We start from the raw sequence: 22234 nt of genomic DNA on the forward strand, positions 1-22234 counted from the left end.
GCGCAATCGCGCCGCGGCATTCATGGCCGTACTGAGTGCACGGCCATGGCAGGCGTTACGAGCGGCTGGTGATTTCGAGTAGATGGTAGCCGAACTGGGTCTTGACCGGTCCATGTACCTTGTTCAGCTCACCGCTGAACACCACTTCATCGAATTCGCGAACCATCTGACCCGGTCCGAAACTGCCGAGATCCCCGCCGCGACGGCCGGATGGGCAGCTGGAGTGCTCCTTGGCCACCTCGGCGAAGTCCTTGCCGTTCTCGATCTCTTGCTTGAGGGTTCCACACTTGGCTTCACTGTCGACCAGAATGTGACGCGCGGTTGCCTTGGCCATGACGTTCTCCTGAGTAGGCGTGCTTCGTTGATAATGGCCTCATAGCTTACCACGCTCAGTGGCCAGCATGCCGCTACCGGCACGCTCGGATGTCGCGCTAAGGCCGCCCCGTCACCCCGGAGCTCCTCACCGCTGCGCCGATCTCGGCCAGCGCCTGCTCGGCGCGTCCCCCCGACAGCGGACCACGGGTGCAGGTGACAATGACCACTCGCGGCGGCGGCTCCTGCAAAGCAGGGGGCGAGAGACCCATCGGCGCGATATCCTGGGTCAGGATACCCGCATCGCAGATGCGGCGATGCTGGGTCCCGGTCTTATGGGCGAAGCTCAGCTCGCCTGGCAGCCCCAGCTTCAGGCGGCGCTCGCCAGAGCGCGTACGTCGCATGATCGAGAGCAGCTCCGCCGTGCTTGCGGGTGATAGTGCCCGCCCCTTGCTGAGCGAAGCGAGCATTTCGCCGAAGGCGCTCAACTGACCGCCATTGAGCCCAGTGGCCTCATAGGCATCGAAGGCCTGATCCATGTCCGCCATCTGCAGCGCATCACGGCTCACCCCTAGGCGGATGCGAAACGCTTCGATACGCTGCGCCATGTTGCCGGCCTGGCGCAGTGCAATGAAATCCCGCCCGCTGAGCTCGAAGGCGCGAGGGTGCATGGCGCCATACAGATGACGTCTTACATCCACCAGAGTAGTGATCTCGCCCAAGCGCTCATGCGCTTGCTCCTCCGATGACGATATCAACGACCGAGCACGGCGATTGATCGCCTCGAGCCCGACATGGTGTATCAGCATATCCGAGGCGGTGTTGTCGCTGACGGTGAGCATCTGCTCAAGAAGGAACTCGACCAGCAGCGGCGTACCGGGAGCCTGCCAGTTGGTCTGACCGGCCCCATCCACGTAATCGCTTTGCCGGAGCACCAGAGAATCATCGAGCGCCAGCTCACCACGCTCGATGCGGGCGAACACCTCGATGGCCACCGGCACCTTGATCAACGAGGCCAGATACCACCACTCATCCCCGCGCCAGGAGTAGCTCTCGTCGGTATTGAGATCCTGCACATAGACGCCGAACTCCCCGGGAAAGCCGGCCTCCAGCTCGGCCAGGCGTGTCTCCAGCGTACTTTTCCAGGTGACAGGAGCCTCCTCGTAGAGGCTCGCCGGTGCTGCTTGGCCAGGCGTGGCCGCCACGACCGTCACAGGAGGCAGCCAGGTCAGTGCCAACATGAGCACGGGAGCGAAGAAACAGCATTTCATGAGCGCGCTTCGATCCAGGCGGTGAGTTTGATCCATGCAGCCGTTGCCAGAATCAGTAGCCCGCCGATACCGAGCACCTGCGGATAGCTGAAGGCCTGCCAGTAGCCGAGCAGAAACCTCAGGATCAAGAAAATTACCACGATATGGAAGATGAAGGCCTTCAGGGCATCCGAGCCGACGATCGTGATGGGGCGCAACCAACGCGCCAGACGCTCGCCCCCGAGCAGTGCCAGAGCCAGGATCACCAGTGCGCCTCCCACGCTGAACAGCATGAAGCGCAGCTCCGGGGGATGTTTTCCGATATTGCGCGCCACCGCCAGCCACTGCTCGTCCAACTGCGCAGCGGAGAGTGCCAGGAAGCCCAGCAGCATCGTCACACCCATGCCACCAATCGCCAACACCAGTCGACGTCTGAATGGTGGCTGCCAGTAGCAGCGCAATACCGCCTCGCCAAGTAGCAAGCCGGCGAAGATCAATGGCGCGCGGCTCAGCTGGCCCCAGGTGTAGTGGTCGGGATGATCGACCAGCAGTGCCTGCAAAAGCGGATTGCCCCAGAAGTGGAAATGCTCAAGCAACAGCCAGGCAAGCCCGGTCATCACGCCGATGCTCAACAGCCGTGACCAGAGCGGCGCCCTCATCCATAGCGGCAGAATCAGGGGCACCCACAACAGAGCGATGGCGTAGAAGCCGAGAATTTCCACCCAGATCGCGAAACGCTGATAGAGCAGCGTGTCGAGAATATCCCCCGGACCATAAAGGGGAAGCATCTCGATCACCGTCAGCGCCTTGTACCAGAACAGTACCACCAGCGCTCTTACCCATAGCTTCAGCCGGCGGCGTGGCCAGCTTTCACTGCCCACATGGGGCAGAAAGGCCACCGCCAACGCGATACCGAACACCAGAATGAACAGCGATGAGGAGAACTTGGTTACCAGATGAATCGGCACCATGCCCCAATCGGGCACCAGTGACAGCCCAAGCAACCCCGTCACGGTATGGCTGAGGATCATCAGTGCGATGGCGACACCACGTGCCAGGTCAATGGCCTCGATTCGCCCCTGTCCTTTGGGCAACTGTGGCGCTTGCCTTAACAGCGCCATGCCCATCATGCCATCCGCTCGCCTCTCTTCATCCATGTCATGTCGCCCTCATCGCACGGCTTGATTGCGGCTAATGGAGAAAGGTGAGCCATGCGCTCACCTTGCCCGACGCCTGCACGCGTAATTTATGACCAACAGGTCGCCGCTCCCACGTATGCTCCTGCACTTCTTTACTTTCGTCGAGCTGAGTCTCGAATAGCTCAGCGAGCTCCGCCACGAAGCGGTCATTTTCCACCTCCTGGTTGGCTTCCAGGTTCCAGCGCAGGCTCCAGTGGTCGAAATTGCATGAACCAAGCGTGCACCACTCATCGACGATCGCGTACTTGGCATGAGTGAACCGGGCCTGGTACTCATGGATTTTTACCCCGGCACGCAGCAGAGGCGCATAGTAGGATTGGCCTGCATAACGCACGCTGGGGTGATCGTGACACTTGCCCGCCACCAGCAGGCGAACATCCACCCCCCGCTTGGCCGCGGCGATGAGGCTACGGCGCAGGCTGCGTGTGGGCAGGAAATAGGGAGTACATAGCCAGGCGCGCCGGGACGCGGAAGCGATACGCTGCTGCAGGGAGTAACGAATCGACTGCTCGCGATGACCATGTCCCCAGAGCACACGGCCACGCATGTCACCCGCATGCTCTTGGTCGAGCCGGGAACTGGCCGTACCAACCTCGTCCTCCCCGGTCAGCCGCGTCAAGGGGGAGTGGCAAAGCGACATGAACAATGCATGCCACTCTTCGACTACCGGCCCTTCGGCTCGCATCGCCAGATCGAACCAATCAAGCGTCTCGTCGGAGATACAGTAGCCCCCGCAGTAGGCCCGCTTGCGGTCCACCAGCAGTAGCTTGCGATGATTGCGTGTGAGGTTGCCATGAAGCCGCCCGACCGAGAAGGGGTTGAATACGTAGAGAAGCACGCCTGCCGCTCTCAGGCGTTCGCGATCTCGCGAGATAAAATCCTTCGACCCCACTCCATCGAGCAGCACCCTGACCAGCACGCCCCGCTTGGCTGCGCGTATCAGCGCCGCGACAAAGCGCTCGGCAAGCTGCCCTGAGCTCATCAGGTACTGCTCGAACAGCACCGACTCTTTGGCCTCATCGATGGCCGATAGCATCTCGGGGACATAGCAGCCATGCCCCGGTAACAGCGTAAAAAGATTCCCGTCGCGCCATCCTTTGCGCATTATCGCCCTCCTTGGCTAGGTTGCTTTCATTGAGACATAAACGGCGTCTTCATTTCCAACGCCTCTCGCAGTAGGAACCGGCGTTTTCGGTTCGCACTTCGGGGTTGGCCGGACGCTCGCCACCTACCCGCAGGATGTCGGGATTGTCGGAGGTGTAACGCGGAGCGATAGTGTTGCTGGCACAGCCGGCTGCCAGGGCAGCGAAAAGCATCATCCGAGGCGTTCAGATACCTCACAAATAGCCGTCGCGACAATAGCCCTGAGCCATCACTGTGAGTAAAATCGGCGCTCTAATCAATGAATATGGGATAGCACGATGGGCAGGGCCTTCCAGAACCGCAAGGAATCCATGGCCAAGACGGCCGCCGCCAAGACCAAGGTTTACAGCAAGTATGGTCGCGAGATCTATGTATGCGCCAAGTCCGGCGGCGTCGATCCCTCCGGCAATCTCACCCTGCGCGGATTGATCGAGCGTGCCAAGAAGGATCAGGTGCCCTCGCACGTAATCGACAAGGCACTCGACAAGGCCAGTGGCGTGGGCGGAGAGGACTTCGCCACCGCCCGCTACGAAGGCTTCGGCCCGGGCAACTGCATGGTGATCGTCGACTGCCTGACCGACAACCCCAACCGCACCTTCGGCGATGTGCGCGCCTGCTTCACCAAGACCAAATGCAAGATCGGTACGCCAGGTAGCGTCAGCCACATGTTCGATCACTGCGCAATTCTCGCCTTTGCCGGTCAGGACGAAGAGGCGGTACTCGAAGCACTGATGGAAGCCGATGCCGATGTCACCGACATCGAGAACGAAGAGGGCCAGCTTACCGTGTTCGCCCCGCATACCGAGTATGCCAAGGCCAAGCAGGCATTGATCGACGCCTTTGGCGATCTCGACTTCACCATCGATGAGATCCAGTTCCTGCCCCAGACCACGACGCCGGTCGAGGGCGAGGACGTGGCCATGTTCGAGAAGTTCATCGACATGCTCAACGAACTCGACGACGTTCAGAACGTCTACCACAACGCTGAGCTTTGAAACGACACGCTAGCCTGCCAGGCCCATGGCCACCAGTAGGGCGATGAGCGTCAGCAGGATCGAGATGACAACCCCGATACGGCGAGCGTAGAGATGTATCATGAGCCGCTCCTGTTTGGTTGTGCCCTTCACTTCACACGAGATCGAAGTGATCGGAATTGATGCGCGTCGGTGAGACACCGACGCTGCGCAGCGCCTTCTCGGTGGCGTTCATCATCGGCGCCGGCCCGCAGATGAAGTACTCCCGTCGCCCATCGTCGGCGGGCAAGCGTCGCGTTATCAGCGCCTCATCGATGAAGCCGCTCTCCCCCTCCCACCCTTCTGGCGGCTGATCGATGACGTGGATCACCTCCAGATCCAATGCCTTGGTCAATTCATCGAGCTCCTCGCGATAGGTGGCCTCCTCCCAAGTCTCGTTGGCATAGACCAGCCACAACGGCATCTTCACACTCCCGTCGCGGTAGGTCCGCAGCATGCTCATCATCGGCGTCACGCCGATGCCGCCAGCCATCAGCACGATACCCGAGGGGTTGTGAGGATCGGAGACGAAGTCACCGTAGGGCCCCTCCACCCAGGCAAGGCTGCCTGGCACGACATCGGGCAGCGAGCAGGTGAAATCGCCAAGGCACTTGGCGGTGATGCCGATACGCCCCGGCTGGGCCGCCGATGTCGAAATGGAGAAAGGGTGCTGCTGAAGCGAGAATGGCGTCTTGCCGAGCGTGATCCACAGATACTGTCCCGCTTTGAAATCGAGCCGATGGTCGCCCTGCGGCTCGAACGTCAGGCTCACCGCATCACCGCGTTCGGCGTGATTGACCACCACTCGCCAGGGACGACGACGCATCCGCATGACTCGCAGAAGACGGGAGTCCAGCAGCAAGCCCAGGGGAATTGCAAACAGCAGGATCAATAACAGCTGGATGGCAACCCCGGCGGTAAAATGGCTCACCATCAGGGCGTGCCCCAGCCCACCGGCTACCACGAACAGCGCAAGCGCCCCATGCAGTGCCCGCCACCACTCGTAGCTCAGTCCCAAGCGCTTGCGCCACAGCGAGCTCACGATCAGCACGCTGGTAGCGAGCACGATGAGAATCAGCGCCATGGCACGCAAGGTCTCCTGACGAGGATCGAGATACTCCACATAGTCGGGATTGGAGAACATCATGACGGCGGGGTGCACCAGGACAAGCACCAGGGCGAAGATGCCAAGCTGGCGATGGACCTGCAGCATGTTGTCCAGCCCCACCCCCGAGCCGAACCAGCGATGGCGGCCTGATATCACCAGTTGCATCGCCAGCACCCCCAGCGCCAACAGCCCAAGCATCGAGCCGAATTCAACGCCGACACTGCGTTCGCCTTCAGGGAGAACCAGCAGCGCCAACGCCATCGGCAGCAGTGCCAATAACATATAGAACGTGACCCAGAGCAGCGTACGCCGAATGACGGGGTTCACTTACACCTCCTCCTTGTGTTGAATATTCGAAGCTTGCTAAACAATTCGATTAGTCTCTCCTTAAAACAATGACTTTCCAAGTATTTACTAAATACAAACGGCAGTTTTATTTAAAAATTAGAGATTTTTATCATCTTATAAATTTTTAGCATTCTTTCTTCTAAAGCCCCTCATAACCCTGCCGATAGCAACGTTAACGATGGGCAATCCAAACACCCAAATGAGAATAATAATTATCACCTGGAAACGACATACCGCATTACTTAACCACCTGCTGATATACAGCGTGTATATGAGGGAAAATTATGAATCGAACCTTGAGTAATCTCTCGGTTAAAACAAGTCTGGCAATCGTGCTTGCTCTGTTCTCAGCACTTATCGTGCTCGTGGCTGGGCTGGGCTATCAATCCGGCAGGTTAGGCACGGCAGCATTGCATGAAATGGATCGCATCGGGATTAACGATCTGTATTCCGTCAATCGTGGCCAGCTCAGTGTAGCTGATACTCAACTGTTCTTACTTAATTCGTTGGATGCCCGAAATGAGGGACAGGATGCACTGGCGGACAATTACCTGAATATTGCAATTAGGAATATGGAGGCCGCTCAGCGGCATTTCGCGCACTATCAATCCACTCCCAAGACTGAAGATGGGAAGGATGATGTCATACGGATCCTGAGCTCATTCAGCGAATTATTGCAGCAGGGCCTGATCCCTCAACAGGAAGCACTTCAGCGCCAGGATGAGAGTGCCTTTCGTGCAGCCAAGCGGACAGGTGATCAGCTCAACCAGGCCTTTATCGCGGCTGTCGAAGAGTACATCGAGCATGCAGAAGCCTACAGCGCTACGCTTATGGTGGAGTACGAGCGTGAGTCGACCCTGTTCGGTTATATCGAACTGGCCTCCCTCGTCCTGGCTGGTATCATCGTAGTAGTGGTCTGGGCTGGCATGACTCGTATTGTCATTCGTCCCCTCGAGGAAGCAGTGATCCATTTCGAACGCATCGCCCAGGGTGACCTTTCACAAAAAATTGCCGACCGCGGCCGCAACGAGATCGGCCAACTCTTCTCCGCCATGGGACATATGCAGACCGGGCTCTCCAGAACCGTCTCAGGTGTGCGCGACAGCAGCGGCTCGATTCATGTCGGCGCTCGGGAGATCGCACAGGGTAACAACGACCTCTCCTCACGTACCGAGGAGCAGGCCGCGGCCCTGCAGCAGACCGCCGCCAGCATGGAGCAGCTGACCGCCACGGTTAAGCAGAACGCTGACAACGCACGCCAGGGCAGCACGCTGGCCCGCGACGCCTCCCTGACAGCCGGTCGTGGCGGTGAGGTAGTCGATCAGGTCATCGTCACCATGCACGGCATCGCCGACAGCTCAAGGAAGGTTACCGATATCATCAGCGTGATCGATTCGATCGCCTTTCAAACCAATATCCTGGCGCTGAACGCGTCGGTGGAAGCGGCGCGTGCCGGCGAGCAGGGCCGTGGCTTCGCCGTGGTCGCAAGTGAAGTCCGCAATCTGGCAAGCCGCAGCGCCGAGGCCGCCAAGGAGATCAAGCAGCTGATCGACGCCTCGGCCAACCAGGTCCATCAGGGCTCCGAGCTGGTGGAAAGCGCCGGCAGCACCATGCGCGACGTGGTCGCCTCGGTCAGGCGCGTCACCGATATCATGGACGAGATCTCGGCTGCATCTCAGGAGCAAAGCGAAGGTATCGAGCAGGTCACACAAGCGGTCTCGCAGATGGATCAGGTCACCCAGCAGAACGCTTCGCTGGTAGAGCAAGCCTCTGCGTCGGCGGCCTCTCTCGAGGAGCAAGCTGCGTTGCTGGAAACCGCCGTGGCCACCTTCCGTCTTTCGAACGAGAAGCCAGCTCGCGCCACGGCGGTTGTTCGAGCGCAGCTTCCCTCTCACGCTAGCCACGCTCCGGCCGCGGCCTCCGCCAAGGCAGTCAGCAAATCCAAGACTGCCCGCAGTGCAGAGCCCGAGTGGGAAGAGTTCTGATCTGAAGGAGTAATGTCGCAAAGCCCGGATGCCATCGGTATCCGGGCTTTTTCCATTCTCCATTTTCACATGGCGGCTCACTCCACCCGCGCTTGCGGATAGCCCACCGCCAACCATGACTGGAACTCATCGGGGGTGAGCGGCTTGGCAATCAGGTAACCCTGCACTTCATCGCACTCGAGCTGGGCCAGGCGCTGATAGGTCTCGTCATTCTCCACCCCTTCGGCCACCACGAGATAGCCAAGCTCATGCGCAATTCCGATCATCGCCTTGACCAGCGTCTGGCTACGCGGCTCGCTGCACAACCCGATGATGAAGGATTGGTCGATCTTCACGACATGGGCATGCACCTCCTGTAGATAGGAGAGCGTGCTGTAGCCTGTACCGAAGTCATCGATGGCGATCTTGATGCCAGCCGCAATCAATGCCTGCAGCTGGGCACGCGCCACGCACCCCTTGCCAAGCAGAGCGCTCTCGGTGAGCTCAAGCTCCAGTGCCGCTTTCGGCAGGCCATGGTGCTCCATCAGCGCAAGCAAGCGCTGCGCAAACGCCTCATCCCCGAGACAGGTGGCCGAGACATTGATCGAGATACGCAGGGTGTGGCCTTGATAATGCCATAGCGCCGATTGCTCGATGGCCGAGTGGACCATCCAGTCGGTCAGCGGCCGCGCCAGTGGCGTATGCTCGATCAGCGGGATGAACTCCGCCGGCGAGATCTCGCCAAGTACCGGATGACACCAGCGCAATAGCGCTTCTGCCCCTAGGCAATTGCCACTCTTGACCTCGACACGGGGCTGATAGACGAGCCTCAGCTGATCGCCGGCCTGCAGTGCCGGGCGGATATCGTTGAGCAGGGCAAAGCGTCGTTGATAGCCGGCATCGAGCGACATCGAATAGATACTCGCGCCGCTCTCGGCCCGTCGTGCGTCCTGACAGGCGGAGAGCGCCGTGCGCAGGACGTCGCTGGGTTCGGCCTCACCCAGACGAAACGGCGATATGCCGATGACGGGATGGATGAGCACCGTTACGATTCTGGCAGAATTGAGATCGATAAGCTGCTTGCGTAGACGCAGCGCTTCATTTAGCAGCCCCTCCTCGTCCGTCGCTTTCACCAGATGCACGAACTGACACTGGCCTATGGCATAGAGCCGGCTGGTGGGATCGAGGACACGCTGCAAGCTGAACCCGGCATCACGCTCCACATCGTCCAGATAGTTGGGTCCCATTACCCGGTGCAAGGTGCTTATCTCGATGCTATCGACAAGCTCTGTCAGGAAAGCACAGTAGAGCGTGCTTGGCTCCTCCTTGGCCTTGGCCTGCAGATCCTCGGTGAATTGGCTTCTATTCGGGAGACCAGTGAATGGGTCGATCCTGCTCAAGGAATGCTGAAGCTCGATCTGCGACATGATCATCGATGCAAGATCGGCCAGTGCCGTGCGCTTTGCCTCACTCACCTCACAAGGCTCGAGACCTGCAACGCACAATGCCCCAAGGGCAACCCCCTCCTGGGTCAACAGTGGGGCGCCGGCATAAAAGCGCAAGCCCGATCTCACCAGCGGGCCATCTCGATACGCTTCGCTTTTCAACAAATCTGGCAGGATCAATGGTTTGCATGATCGGGCGATTTCCGCACAAGGTGCTTTGAATCGTGCAATGCCTTGCTGCTCAATCCCGATGCGAGACTTGAACCATTGCCGATGCTCATCCGCCAGAGAAATCGCGGCAATCGGTGTGTTGAAGAGCTGGGAGGCGAGACGAACGATACGATCGAAACTTTCATGAGGCGAGGTATCAAGCAGACTAAGCTGCCTAAGCGCTTGCAGGCGTGCTGGCTCTCTATCACTCATGGGCAAGTTTATCTCGGTATAACAAGGCTAATTGTTACTCTCTACGGTTGAGATCGTGGTGTGGATCTCAATGCCCTCTAACGCAATGACCAAGCCAGGCGGTAGGCGACTATTTTCCGTTAGCTCCCTATACAAAGCAATCCTCTTTCCCTCCCTTTGAGATCACTAGTTTTTCCCTTCTTTCACGAGAGAAAAAATGAGTATCACCACCACCTTTCATGAATCTCCCCAATATCCATACTGCTAACCCATCAGCAAGCACTAGCTCTTACGAGACCGCTTAATTAGATATTATTTATGATATTCATGGTCGCCACCACCGATCAAGCTTACGTTACATATAATGAAAAAAAGCTACTTTTTGCTTAGTTTATCTTGCCATAGGCCGATAAGTAGAAAACAGGCAGCAAGGGGCTGCCTGTTCCGAGAGAGATGTGAGGAAAATATCAAAAAATGAAAAACATATCGGTCAGTAATAGGGTTGACCCTGGCTCTAGGCATCATGGTACTGATGATTGTCGCCATCAGCGCCATGGGATTTTATTCGAATAGTGTCAGCTCAAAGGCGATAAAAAAAGAGCTTTCCGAGATCAACGTAACCAAGGCGACTGCCATCAACAGAGCGCAGGTCAACCTCTTACGGCTGAGGCTCATTCTTGGGCGCTATGCCGATATCGATGTAGCCGACCAGAATAGTGAAGCGACGACCGCACTGCTGCAACACGCCAGGGATGCCGCCAGCGAGGCACAACGACGCTACGACGAATTTGAAGCAGTGCAATTGCCGGAAGGGGATTCCAGAGCTACCTATGTTGCGGCTATCGCATCGGCTTACGATACCGTCATGAACAGCATGCTGATCCCTTATCTTTCCAGCATGAATCCTCAGGAATTCAAGCAGCAACAAGCGCAGATCGTCGAAGCCTCGTCCAAATTTGACGCTGCCGTTTTAGACTTTATCCGCTTCGTCGAGGCGCGGGGTACTGAACTGATCGCCGCCGATGCCCGCTCCAGCCGAGATGCCGAAGTCGCCTCCATCGTGTTATTGATACTCTCTCTGCTCGCCACACTCCTCGTACGTAGGGCAATGATGCAAACCGTCGTGACTCCCCTGCAAGGCGGCAGTCATGCATTTCCAGCGTCTTGCCAAGGGCGGCCTGACCGTACAGATCGAGGATAGAGGCCGCAATGAAATCGGTCAGCTCTTCGGTGCGCTTAAGGATATGCAGGAGAAGCTGAGCCAGCTCATTTTGACGTTGCGTAGCAGTAGCGACAGCGTCTTTACCGGTGCGGGAGAAATCGCCTCCGGAAGCCAGGATTTGTCATCACGTACCGAGGAGCAGGCCGCCGCCCTTCAGGAAACGGCCTCGAGCATGGAGGAGATGGCCGCGACAGTGCGTCAGAACACCGACTCAGCCATCGAGGCGGATCGCTTGACATCGAATGCCTCGAAAACGGCGGAATCGGGCGGCCAGGAGGTCGAACGCACAGTCCAGATCATGCGCGAAATCGCGGACAACTCTCGCAAGATAAACGAAATCGTCGCAGTGATCGACTCCATCTCGTTTCAGACCAATATCCTGGCGCTGAATGCTTCCGTAGAGGCCGCTCGAGCGGGAGAGCAAGGCCGAGGTTTTGCGGTCGTGGCCCAGGAAGTGCGTTCACTCGCCAGCCGGAGCGCGGACTCGGCCAAGGAGATCCGCACCATGCTCGAAGAGACGGCAACCCGGATCGCGGCCGGTGCGGAACAAGCCGAGCGTAGCGGCAGGACAATCAATGAAACCGTCAGCTCGATTCGTCAAGTCTCCTCGCTGATGAATGAAATCTCGACCGCCACTCGTGAACAGAATAGCGGCATAGAACAGATCAATGTGGCGATAACGCAGATGGACAACGTGACACAGCAAAATGCCTCGCTCGTCGAGCAGACCAATTCGGCAGCCGCATCACTGGAAGAGCAGGCCAAATACCTGGCCGAGCTGATCGCTACCTTCAAGGTCAATGGACAGGCGAGCCCGCAGGCCAGGGTGGCCCGAGCCAAGAAGCCGACGCTCGATTATGTCTCGTTGCCTGCATCCGCCCCGAGGAGCAAAACCGCGAGCCGAGCCGAAGCAACGGCGGAGGAGTGGAGCGAATTCTAAAAGAGGCACGCGCCAGCCACTCTCACTAAGCAAGTGATACCCAGCATCGAGCCACCTTGCTATTGAGCAAGGTGGCTCGCGCGCCTAGCGTCACTTCCGACCGGTGGAAACGTCGAGCCGATTTATTCCCGGCGCTTTGACCCCTTCCAGGCTCGACTCCCCAGACGTGACACCCTGCCCTACGACGCTGAATGAACCATCGGTTTCCAGCACCACCGCCTCCACCTCGTTCATCGTCGCCTTACCCGAGGCTCGCATCGCCGCCCTCACCTCATCCTCTGTCACGCGGGCTCTCTTCAACGCTGCGGGCAGATAGTTGCCTTGGTAAAAAAGCAACGCCGGCTCGCCGGTCACGAGCTTGCGCACCCAGCGCTGGCGAACGCTGCTCCAGGTTACCAGGTACTGCATACCCACCAGCAAGGCAAACGCCAACGTCCCCTGGGCCAGGGTCACCTCCTTGCTGAGCATGACCGTCGCCATCACCGAGCCGAGGGCGACGGTGACCACCAGGTCGAAGGCGTTCATCTTGGAGAGCGTGCGACGTCCGGAAATACGCAGGAGAGCCACCAGGCTCGCATAACCCAATAGGCCCAGCATCAGGGTGCGCATGAGCGCCTGCCAATTATCGTAAAAGATGGGATCCAAAACTGCCTCCTCGTTATCCAACCATCAGCGTAGCCTCTTGGCCGAGCCCTGCCTTGACGGAAACTCGTTCGCGGGCTAAAAAAGAGGCATAGTGCATGCAAGCCTTCGTTTGCCCCCTCTTGCCTAGCCTCTTGTCTATCCACCTGCTCCTGCCCCTCATTAGCATCATGGGTTAGCACCATGGCATCGTCGCAGTAGCATAGTGATGCCGCGATAATCTCCAACAATGACAAGGAACCGTAATGACCGATATAGCCATGAACCAGCCAACCATCGATGGCGAGCGTCTCTGGAAATCGCTGATGGACCTCGCCAAGCTCGGTGCCACTCCCAAGGGAGGCGTCAATCGCCAGGCAATGACCGATCTCGACCGCCAGGGGCGCGACCTGTTCATCGAGTGGTGTCGTGCCGAGGGGTGCAGCGTCCGAATCGATGCCATCGGCAATATCTTCGCTCGCCGCCCTGGCAGCGACCCTCATGCCAAGAGTGTGATGATTGGCAGCCATATCGATACCCAGCCCACTGGCGGTAAATACGATGGCACCTTTGGGGTGCTGGCCGGGCTCGAAGTGATCCGCACGCTCAACCAGCATGGCGTTACCACCCGTGCCCCGATCGAGGTGGTCGCCTGGACCAATGAGGAAGGATGCCGCTTTGCCCCCTGCATGATGGGCTCCGGCGTGTTCGCCGGCCAGCTCTCTCTCGAGGAGATGCTTTTGCGCACCGATGCCGAGGGCATCACCGCTGGCGATGCCCTGCAAGCGATCGGCTACGTCGGCAGCGACAAGGTCGAGCCCAGCGAGATCGCCGCCTACTTCGAAGCGCATATCGAGCAGGGGCCGATTCTCGAGGATACCGGTACAACCGTTGGTGTGGTGATTGGCGCGCTGGGTCAGAAGTGGTTCGACCTGACCCTGACCGGCAACGAGGCTCATGCCGGCCCCACGCCGATGAATTTGCGCAATGACGCCCTGCTAGGGGCCGCCGAGCTGGTGCAGGCCGTCAACCGGATCGCCGAGCAGCATCAGCCTCATGGCCGCGGCACCGTGGGTTGCCTCAACGTGCATCCCGGCTCGCGCAACGTGATTCCCGGGCAGATCAAAATGACCATCGACATGCGCCATCTCGAGCCGGCAAAACTCGACTCCATGGCAGAGGCGTTGACTCAGACCATCAATGAGGTCGCTGCACGCCATGGGCTCAAGGCAGAGCTGACCCCCACCGCCGACTTCCCTGCGGAGAATTTCGACGAAGCGTGCGTGCAGGCCGTCCGTGAAGGCGCCCAGCGGCACGGCATCTCGCATATGGATATCGTCAGCGGGGCCGGGCACGATGCCATCTTCATCGCCCGGATCGCGCCTGCGGCGATGATCTTCGTGCCCTGCGAGAAGGGCATCAGCCACAACGAGAGCGAGAGTGCCGAACCCGATGACCTGGCCGCGGGTTGCAACGTGCTGCTGCATGCGGTGCTCAAGGCGGCGGTGGACGAAACCACGCAACAGCCGATGGCGACCAGCGCCTGAATCAAGTGATCGCATGCGATGGGCGCCGGCAACGCAGGCGCCCTGCATGTCATGCCAATACTTAGAAAAGCCCCAGCTGCTGATCGATCAACGCCGTGAAGTCGTCGCCGACGAAGGGCAGGATGGCATCGGCGATCGGTTGCAGCTGGCGTGTCACATAGTGATGATAGTCGATGGCCGAGCGGCGTATCTCCAGGGGCTCCGGCCCCGACAGGGTGATCACGTAGCTGATCCAGCCACCGCTCTGATACTGTTTAGGCCGGCCCAGCTGGGCGTTGTATTCATCGGCCATCCGCGCCGCGCGTACATGGGGAGGCACGTTGCGCCGGTAGTCATCCAGTCTGCGCCTCAGCCGCTTGCGGTAGATCAGGCGCTCGTCGAACTCACCGGCAAGCGTGCGCTTGACGTAGTCGCGCAGATAGTCGCGGTGCGGCTCACCAGTGAATATCCGCCGGTAGAGCTCCTGCTGGAAGGTCTTGGCCAGCGGCGACCAGTCGGCGCGTACCGACTCCAACCCCTTGAAGAGCAGCCGCTCGCTCCCATCAGCCTCTCGGACCAGTCCCGCATAGCGTTTCTTGCTGCCCTCCTCGGCACCGCGAATGGTAGGCATCAGGAAACGACGGAAATGCGTCTCGAACTGAAGCTCCAACGCACTCTCCAAGCAATAGGCATGGCGGAGGTGCTCACGCCACCACTGATTGGTGTGGTCCGTGAGGTGCCGTCCGATCGACTGGGCTTGCGGTTCCTCATGCACCTCGCCAAGCCAGACGAACAGCGAGTCGGTATCACCATAGATAACGGTATATCCCCGCGCCTCGATCAATTCGCGAGTGCGTCGCATGATCTCGTGACCACGCAAGGTAATCGATGAGGCCAGGCGCGGGTCGAAGAATCGGCAACCCCGTGACCCCAGCACACCATAGAAGGAATTCATGATGATCTTGAGCGCCTGGGAGAGCGGTGCATTGCCTTCGCGCTTTGCCGCCTCACGGCCTTCCCATACTCGCGCCACCATCTCGGGCAAGGCGTGCCGGGTGCGGGAGAATTGCGCGCCACGAAAGCCTGCCACGGCGGCGTCGGGCTCGTGCAACCCTTCCACCAGCCCCACCGGGTCGATCAGGAAAGTGCGGATGATCGACGGATAGAGGCTCTTGAAATCGAGCACCAGCACCGAGTCGTAGAGACCGGGACGTGAGTCCATGACGAAGCCACCCGGACTCTCCTCACCTGCCCGCCCTCCAAGCGTTGGCGCGACGAATCCCAGCCGGTGCATGCGTGGCAGGTAGAGATGCGAGAACGCCGCGACCGAGCCGCCACTGCGGTCGGTAGGCAAGCCAGTGACCACGGCGCGCTCGAGCAGGAAGTCGATCAACCTGGTCTTCTCGAATATGCGGGTGACCAGTTCGCAATCCTTGAGGTTGTAACGCGCAAGAGCCGGCTTGTCCTCGGCGAACATGCGGTTGATCTCGTCCATACGCTGGTAGGGGTTGTCGATCGCCTTACCTTCACCAAGCAGTTGCTGGGCAACGTTCTCCAGGCTGAACGAGGTGAAGTGCCAGGTCGCCTGGCGTAGCATCTCGATGCCATCGATGATCAGCCGACCAGCGGCCGAGGCGAAGAAATGATTGGCGTTGCTGCCATGGGCCCGCCACTCCATCGGCTCGCCACCGCGTCCAAGCAGCAGCGGCACACCACATTGCTCGGCATGTCGCTGCAGAATGCGCAGATCGAACTGCACCAGATTCCAGCCGATGATCGCATCCGGATCATGCCGGGCAATCCAGTCGTTGAGTCGCGCAAGCAGCGCCTGACGAGTGTTGCAGTATTCGAGAGCGAAGTCGCAATGGGTATCGGCGTGATGCTGGGCCGCGCCGAGCATGTAGACCTGGCGCTCACCGCACCCTTCCACGGCGATGGAGTAGAGCTCACCCCGCTCGCTGGTCTCGATGTCAAGCGAGGCAAGCCTGAGCCGAGGACGATAGTCAGGAGCGGGCTTGAGCTGTGTCGCGGTCGGTGTCCCCCCACCATCCGCCTCGCTCGTAAACCACACCGGTGCCGTGATGAAGCGCTCCATCAGGTAGCGGTCAGGCGGGCGAATATCGGCCTCGAACATCTCGATTCCCGCCTCGCGAAGTCGCCTCTCGATATTCAGCAACTGCCGATACTGCCGGCAGTAGAGGCCGAATACCGGACGGTGGTCGAAATCGCAAAGGGAGAGTTCTCGAAGCTCGAACTCGCGCTCGCCACGCAGCAGTTTCTCTGCGCGCTCACGCTGCTCGCTGGGAATGAAAGCCACCGAGGGCTGGGCCGACAGGCGTACCTGACGCGGACCGTCGTCGGTCGCCAACCAGAATGCTATCTCGGTCCCCGCGGGCGTATCGCGCCAGTGCCGGGTCAGCACGAAGCCCTGCTGTCGTTCCACCGCGCCCCCTCGTTACGCCAATCGGTGTGGCATGTTACTGGCTAGGGCGAAGGTTGTCGCCGATCCTACGCACGATCATTACGCCGCTGACAACCGACCCAGGACGTCTGGGCCGGTTGCCGAGGAACAGCTGAAGTAAAGGGACCGGTTACTGGCTCAATACCGCAGCGCAGGCCGGTGGCAGAGTACGCCCCGGGCTTGGATAGACCTCCGGTCGCGGCGTCGGCGCAAATGCCTGGCAGCCTTCACCGGGCGGCGGCTCGGGCTGGTCGACACACTCTGTGGCACCCGCTGGGCAGCGCAGGCGAACATGCAGGTGCTCATCGTGGGAGTGCCAGGGTCGGATCCGGCGCAGCCAGGAGCGGTCGTCCCATTCACGCTCGCAGAGGTCACGCTTGACCGCGCCATCGACGAATATCCGCGCCACTCGAGGGTCATCCGCCGCCAGGCGTATCAAGGTGGCATGTTCATCGCTCCAGCGCTCATCGACGCGATTGGTGACGGGATCGACCAGAATCGGCTGATCGAGATCCTCGCGCTCGCTGCGCTCCAGCCTGGGCAGATCGAGGCGAAACCAGATATCGACATCCAGCCCGCTCTGGTGGCTGACATGCCCGTATGGCATCGGGCCACCCCGCGGCTGCGCCATGTCACCCACCAGTATCGGGCCGAACCCGGACTCATCGACTCGATGGCCGAGATTGTCGATGTAATCGATCAGCATGGGATGGCCGTAATGGCGGTTGCGGTCCATGTCCACCGCCTGATAGCCAACGCCCTCCGGGGGAAGCTGCTCGGCCCCGACCAGGCAGGCCCCGCCATGATGGCCGATGATGCGGGGCTCGCCGGGCAACGGCTCGGTGACATCGGCCCAGTCATCGGCGGCAAGGGCAGTGGTGCTTGCAAGCCCACAGGCGGCGGTGAGAGCAAGCAGCGTTGCAGTCGCGCTTGCCAGACGTCGCGGGGAGCGAAAACAAAGCATAGATAGAGCATCCTCGTTGATTAAACTTTTCCACTCAGCGTTGTTGTCGAGCAAGCCACTCGAGCCCGGGGCGATAGAGCATGTCGTGCTCGCCATCGAAGAGCACAAGCTCGGCAAGCCCTGACTGCAGATAGAGCAGTACCGGTGCGTCGGCTTCATCGAAACGAGCGAAATCGCGCTGCTCGTGCTCCGAACGCTCGGCGAGCGCCTGCGGCACCTCGCCACTCGCCATGAGCTCATCGATCTGCTCCTGCGGAATGCGATCCTCCTCGGCCGCCAGGCCGTTGAAGGCGTTCAACGCCTGCTCAGGCGGCACGGTATCGTCATCGATGCCATGCGCGATCAGCACACGAATGTCGCCTGCCACTTCAGGTAGGCGCGCGCTGGCACTGCGTTGGATGCACTCGTCATGGGCCTCGCTGCCTTCGCTCGGCTCGCCGCCACACGCACTGGCAATCTCATCGGCGTACTTCTCGCCACGCTCGGCATTCCACCCATACCAGGTCACCAGGTTGTAGACAGGCACCCACGCGGCCACGCCAGCGAATACATCTGGGTTGCGGCTGGCCAGATGCAGCGCATTGAGCGCTCCACCGGAGTAGCCAAGAAGGTAGATGCGCGACTCATCGATGTTGGCATTGTCACGCGCGTATTCGAGGGCATCCTCCATATCGGATATGACCAGCTCGGAGGCCGTTGACTCGGGACGGCCATCGTTCTGACCACGGAAATCCGGGTGAATGAAGACCCAGTCATTGGCCACGGCGAACTGCCCCAAGGGAATATCGATGTTCTGAAGGTAATTGGTGCTCCAGCTGTGGAGCACCAGCAGCAGCGGCTTCTCTTCGTCGGAGCCGGAGTCATAGTAGAGCGCCGGCTGACTGGCCTCATCGACCGATGAGGTGATCTCGATATCCTGGATATCCGGAATATACTCCTGCCAGACCGACAGCTCGGCATCGATGGTGGTGCCTGGGAAATCACTGGCGAGGAGATGCTCGCTTGGATGCTCAAGCGTTACCTCAACAGGATCGTCGGCGCCGAGCAGGGTGCCCGGCTCGGGCTCGGTGGCCAACGCCGCCCCAGACGAGGACAAACCGACGAAGGCGGCAAGACCAAACGCAAAGCGCCAAGCGCCTTCCGAATGGCCACATTCCGAGGGCAGGTCCAGCACCTGGCGTGAATCTGTGAGGTCATGGTGATATGTGGCATGCCCTTGCGGTAAAGGCGACGTATGGTTCGACGTTTTCATGGTGGCTCTCCCTGAGATTGTCTTTATCCTGCGTCGGCACCCCGCCTCATGGCGGCAATGAGTTGGCTCTTACGAGTAGGCCTCGAAAGGACCCGCATCCAATACGTTAGTTAACAAGGTAGTATAAGGAGGACGGCCTTCCCATAAGGTGAGCGGTTTTACCTGGCTGCCATCTCCCGCTGGCCTACTTTTTGATGACAATGACGTCATGACACGCCAGCGAGACGACTGATGGTAAAAGCAACCGCCCTTGCCTTGCTGATGCTAGGCACCTCCCTTGCGACCAGTGCCCATGCCCCACCAAATGAGGCACTGGCGGAAGCGGCCAGAAACGTGACCTTCTATGATAATTGCATGCAGCGTCGTGAGTGAGCGCCGAAAGAGGGTTCATCGCCCTTGCAGCAGGCAATTGCCTCAAAAAAAACTTGAGCCTTGTTCTCGACTTGGCCATCATCTGCGCCCTCTTACCGGGCTCATGGGGGCTGGGTGAGACCATGACCAAGGTGACATCGGGCCAGTGTGATTTCCCTTATCGCACAAGACCGATTAGCCTCGACCCCTGTTGAATTTCGATTTGGAGGCGAACGCATGAGCAAAGCCTTGATTATTGGCGCCGGCGGCGTCGGTGGTGTCGTGACTCACAAGTGCGCGCAGCATCCCGAGGTGTTCCACGAGATCTGTCTGGCCAGTCGCAACGAAGCGAAGTGCAAGGCGATAGCCGAGCAGCTCGACCGCCCCATCCAAACCGCCCAAGTCGATGCCGACGATGTCGAAGCGCTGGTCGCGCTGATCGAGTCGTTCAAGCCGGACGTGCTGATCCATGTGGCCCTGCCCTACCAGGACCTGACCATCATGGAGGCCTGCCTGCGTACCGGCGTGCCCTATCTCGACACCGCCAACTACGAGCATCCGGACGAGGCCAAGTTCGAGTACAAGGAGCAGTGGGCCTTCCACGACCGCTACGTCAAGGCGGGCAACATGGCCACCCTGGGCTGCGGCTTCGACCCGGGCATGACCAACATCTACTGCGCCTACGCCCAGAAGAACCTGTTCGACGAGATCCACCGCATCGATATCCTCGATGCCAATGGGGGCGATCACGGCTACCCCTTCGCCACCAACTTCAACCCCGAGATCAACATTCGCGAGATCACCGCGAATGGCCGCTACTGGGAAAAAGGCGAGTGGATGGAGACCCCGCCGCTGGCCGAGAAGCGCAAGTTCGACTTCGACGGCATCGGCGAGAAGGACATCTACCTGCTCTATCACGAGGAGCTGGAATCGCTGTCCCGTAACATCAAGGGGCTGGAGCGCATCCGTTTCTGGATGACCTTCTCCGAGAGGTATATCACTCACCTGAAGGTCCTCGAGAACGTCGGCATGACCAGCATCGAGCCGATCGAGGTCGATGGCTGCAAGATCTCCCCGCTGCAGTTCCTCAAGGCGGTACTTCCCGATCCAGCCTCGCTCGGCCCGCGCACCAAGGGCAAGACCAACATTGGCATCATTGCCGACGGCATCAAGGGCGGCAAGCGGCGCAAAGTGTACATCTACAACATCTGCGACCATGAGGAGAGCTATGCGGAAGTAAAGTCGCAGGCGATCTCCTACACCACCGGCGTGCCAGCAGTGACCGGTGCCATGCTGATGCTCCAGGGCATCTGGAAGGGCGAAGGCGTATTCAACGTCGAGCAGCTCGATCCGGACCCGTTCATGGAGCGCATCGGCGAGATGGGCCTGCCGTGGCAAATGGTCGAGCTCGATCCGGACCACGACCCGCTGGCATGAGTGGCATGATGAGCCCCGACTTCGATATCCACGCCTGTCCGTCGCCGGCCTACGTGGTCGACGACACCCTGCTGCGCCGCAACCTGGAACTCCTGAAGGAGGTTCAGACGCGCAGCGGGGCGAAGATTCTGCTCGCCCTGAAGGGCTTCGCCATGTGGGATACCTTCCCGCTGGTGAGCCAATATCTGGTCGGCACCACCTCCAGCGGACAGGATGAAGCCCGCCTCGGCGCCGAGCGCTTCGGCGGCGAGGTGCACGTCTACTCGCCGGCCTTCACCGACGAGGAGATGGGTGTGGTACTGCACTATGCGGACCACATCAGCTTCAACTCGCCGGGGCAGTGGCGGCGCTTTCGCGACGTTGTCGCGGCGGCACCGCGCCAGGTCTCCTGCGGCTTGCGGGTCAATCCCGAGCACTCGACCGGCGAGGTAGCCCTCTATGATCCCTGTGCCCGGGGTTCGCGGCTTGGTACGCGGGCGGTGCACGTCACGTCGGAAGTACTGGACGGTCTGGAGGGGCTGCACTTCCATACGCTCTGCCAGCAGAACAGCGATGCTCTAGAGGCGACGCTTACCGCATTCGAGGAGAGGTTCGGGAAGTATCTGCCGAACATGCGCTGGGTGAATTTCGGTGGTGGGCACCACATCACCCGCGCCGTTTACGATGTGGAGCGGCTGGTTCGGGTGATCCGCGATTTCAAGGCGCGCCATCCCCATCTCGAGGTCTATCTGGAACCGGGCGAAGCGATCGCCCTGAACACGGGCTTCCTGGTGTGCAGCGTGCTGGATATCGTCGACAACGACGGTCCCATCGCCATTCTCGACACCTCCGCCACTGCGCACATGCCGGACGTACTGGAGATGCCCTACCGACCCGAGATCATCGGCGCCGGCGCACCGGGCGAGAAGGCCCACTCCTATCGCCTGGGCGGCACCACCTGCCTGGCCGGCGACGTGATCGGCGACTACTCGTTCGATGCACCGCTCGCCATCGGCGACCGGATGGTGTTCACCGATATGGCTCACTACACCATGGTCAAGACCACCACCTTCAACGGCATGCGCCTGCCGGCGATCTGCCGGGTCGACGAGACCAGCCGTGAAGTGCGCACGGTCAGGACCTTCGGTTATGAAGACTACATGCAGCGCCTGAGCTGATCCAGCGAGGGCGCCTGCTGCAGAACGCGGACGCCCCCGGCTGGCAGTGCGCATGGCCCACCTGCGTGCAGTGGCGGCGGAAGATCGCTACAATCGAGGGTCTGATTTTCTTGGAATTC

Annotated in this window: 19 protein-coding genes; 8 read left to right on the plus strand and 11 right to left on the minus strand. The window is 59.9% G+C overall.

Translation table 11 applies throughout. The features are described 5' to 3' along the window. Nucleotides 1-55: 55 nt before the first annotated feature. The 5 genes from HJD22_RS13160 to HJD22_RS13180 form a co-directional block, all read right to left on the minus strand. Nucleotides 56-334 (minus strand): peptidylprolyl isomerase, encoded by a 279-nt coding sequence (locus HJD22_RS13160; protein ID WP_208653960.1) that lies wholly within the window; start codon nucleotides 332-334, stop codon nucleotides 56-58. Nucleotides 335-431: 97 nt separating this feature from the next. Continuing rightward, on the minus strand, nucleotides 432-1583 hold the full coding sequence (locus tag HJD22_RS13165) for a serine hydrolase (protein ID WP_248730249.1): 1152 nt from the start codon (nucleotides 1581-1583) through the stop codon (nucleotides 432-434). After that, entirely contained in the window at nucleotides 1580-2719 is a 1140-nt protein-coding gene (locus HJD22_RS13170; RefSeq protein ID WP_248730250.1) for an acyltransferase family protein, read from the minus strand. The genes HJD22_RS13165 and HJD22_RS13170 overlap by 4 nt, the downstream gene beginning before the upstream one ends. A gap of 34 nt (nucleotides 2720-2753) precedes the next feature. Continuing rightward, on the minus strand, nucleotides 2754-3866 hold the full coding sequence (locus HJD22_RS13175; protein WP_208653961.1) for a phosphatidylserine/phosphatidylglycerophosphate/cardiolipin synthase family protein: 1113 nt from the start codon (nucleotides 3864-3866) through the stop codon (nucleotides 2754-2756). A 49-nt stretch (nucleotides 3867-3915) separates the two neighbouring features. Then, entirely contained in the window at nucleotides 3916-4080 is a 165-nt protein-coding gene (locus tag HJD22_RS13180) for a hypothetical protein (RefSeq protein ID WP_208653962.1), read from the minus strand. A 102-nt stretch (nucleotides 4081-4182) separates the two neighbouring features. On the opposite strand from HJD22_RS13180, the gene HJD22_RS13185 reads away from it, so the two are divergent. Beyond that, a complete protein-coding gene (locus HJD22_RS13185; RefSeq protein ID WP_208653963.1) occupies nucleotides 4183-4899 on the plus strand; it encodes a YebC/PmpR family DNA-binding transcriptional regulator in 717 nt (238 codons plus the stop codon). Between the two features lie 133 nt (nucleotides 4900-5032). On the opposite strand, the gene HJD22_RS13190 is transcribed toward HJD22_RS13185, so the two are convergent. Further along, complete coding sequence (locus tag HJD22_RS13190; RefSeq protein WP_217267763.1) at nucleotides 5033-6352, minus strand: ferric reductase-like transmembrane domain-containing protein; 1320 nt, start codon at nucleotides 6350-6352, stop codon at nucleotides 5033-5035. 305 nt (nucleotides 6353-6657) lie between these two features. On the opposite strand from HJD22_RS13190, the gene HJD22_RS18010 reads away from it, so the two are divergent. Next, a complete protein-coding gene (locus HJD22_RS18010) occupies nucleotides 6658-8358 on the plus strand; it encodes a methyl-accepting chemotaxis protein (protein WP_208653964.1) in 1701 nt (566 codons plus the stop codon). A 77-nt stretch (nucleotides 8359-8435) separates the two neighbouring features. Here HJD22_RS18010 and HJD22_RS13200 read toward each other — a convergent pair whose 3' ends face one another. Further along, nucleotides 8436-10205 carry a bifunctional diguanylate cyclase/phosphodiesterase gene (locus HJD22_RS13200; RefSeq protein ID WP_208653965.1) on the minus strand — a complete coding sequence of 590 codons (1770 nt, stop codon included), beginning with the start codon at nucleotides 10203-10205 and terminating at the stop codon, nucleotides 8436-8438. Between the two features lie 502 nt (nucleotides 10206-10707). Here HJD22_RS13200 and HJD22_RS17880 point away from each other — a divergent pair. Both HJD22_RS17880 and HJD22_RS17885 read left to right on the plus strand, forming a co-directional pair. Further along, entirely contained in the window at nucleotides 10708-11385 is a 678-nt protein-coding gene (locus tag HJD22_RS17880; RefSeq protein WP_248730251.1) for a Tar ligand binding domain-containing protein, read from the plus strand. Further along, complete coding sequence (locus tag HJD22_RS17885; RefSeq protein WP_248730252.1) at nucleotides 11333-12346, plus strand: methyl-accepting chemotaxis protein; 1014 nt, start codon at nucleotides 11333-11335, stop codon at nucleotides 12344-12346. Before HJD22_RS17880 ends, HJD22_RS17885 begins: the two co-directional genes overlap by 53 nt. Nucleotides 12347-12436: 90 nt before the next feature. On the opposite strand, the gene HJD22_RS13210 is transcribed toward HJD22_RS17885, so the two are convergent. Then, on the minus strand, nucleotides 12437-12991 hold the full coding sequence (locus HJD22_RS13210) for a DUF421 domain-containing protein (protein ID WP_208653966.1): 555 nt from the start codon (nucleotides 12989-12991) through the stop codon (nucleotides 12437-12439). 242 nt (nucleotides 12992-13233) lie between these two features. On the opposite strand from HJD22_RS13210, the gene HJD22_RS13215 reads away from it, so the two are divergent. Beyond that, entirely contained in the window at nucleotides 13234-14514 is a 1281-nt protein-coding gene (locus tag HJD22_RS13215) for a Zn-dependent hydrolase (protein WP_208653967.1), read from the plus strand. 61 nt (nucleotides 14515-14575) lie between these two features. On the opposite strand, the gene HJD22_RS13220 is transcribed toward HJD22_RS13215, so the two are convergent. The 3 genes from HJD22_RS13220 to HJD22_RS13230 all read right to left on the minus strand — a co-directional run bounded on the left by HJD22_RS13220 (nucleotide 14576) and on the right by HJD22_RS13230 (nucleotide 19170). After that, entirely contained in the window at nucleotides 14576-16936 is a 2361-nt protein-coding gene (locus tag HJD22_RS13220; RefSeq protein ID WP_208653968.1) for a DNA polymerase II, read from the minus strand. A 148-nt stretch (nucleotides 16937-17084) separates the two neighbouring features. Continuing rightward, entirely contained in the window at nucleotides 17085-17918 is an 834-nt protein-coding gene (gene mepA, locus HJD22_RS13225) for a penicillin-insensitive murein endopeptidase (protein ID WP_208653969.1), read from the minus strand. A 34-nt stretch (nucleotides 17919-17952) separates the two neighbouring features. After that, nucleotides 17953-19170 (minus strand): S9 family peptidase, encoded by a 1218-nt coding sequence (locus HJD22_RS13230; RefSeq protein ID WP_248730253.1) that lies wholly within the window; start codon nucleotides 19168-19170, stop codon nucleotides 17953-17955. Nucleotides 19171-19401: 231 nt separating this feature from the next. Between HJD22_RS13230 and HJD22_RS13235 the strand changes: the two genes are divergently transcribed. From HJD22_RS13235 to nspC, 3 genes are all read left to right on the plus strand, one after another. Then, a complete protein-coding gene (locus HJD22_RS13235) occupies nucleotides 19402-19542 on the plus strand; it encodes a hypothetical protein (RefSeq protein ID WP_208657049.1) in 141 nt (46 codons plus the stop codon). Between the two features lie 216 nt (nucleotides 19543-19758). After that, the gene (locus HJD22_RS13240) at nucleotides 19759-20958 is read left to right on the plus strand and encodes a saccharopine dehydrogenase family protein (RefSeq protein WP_208653970.1); all 1200 of its coding nucleotides are present in this window, start codon (nucleotides 19759-19761) and stop codon (nucleotides 20956-20958) included. Between the two features lie 5 nt (nucleotides 20959-20963). Next, on the plus strand, nucleotides 20964-22115 hold the full coding sequence (gene nspC / locus HJD22_RS13245) for a carboxynorspermidine decarboxylase (RefSeq protein WP_217267849.1): 1152 nt from the start codon (nucleotides 20964-20966) through the stop codon (nucleotides 22113-22115). Nucleotides 22116-22234 lie beyond the last annotated feature (119 nt).

Source organism: Halomonas sp. TA22 (assembly GCF_013009075.1).
Taxonomy (GTDB): domain Bacteria; phylum Pseudomonadota; class Gammaproteobacteria; order Pseudomonadales; family Halomonadaceae; genus TA22.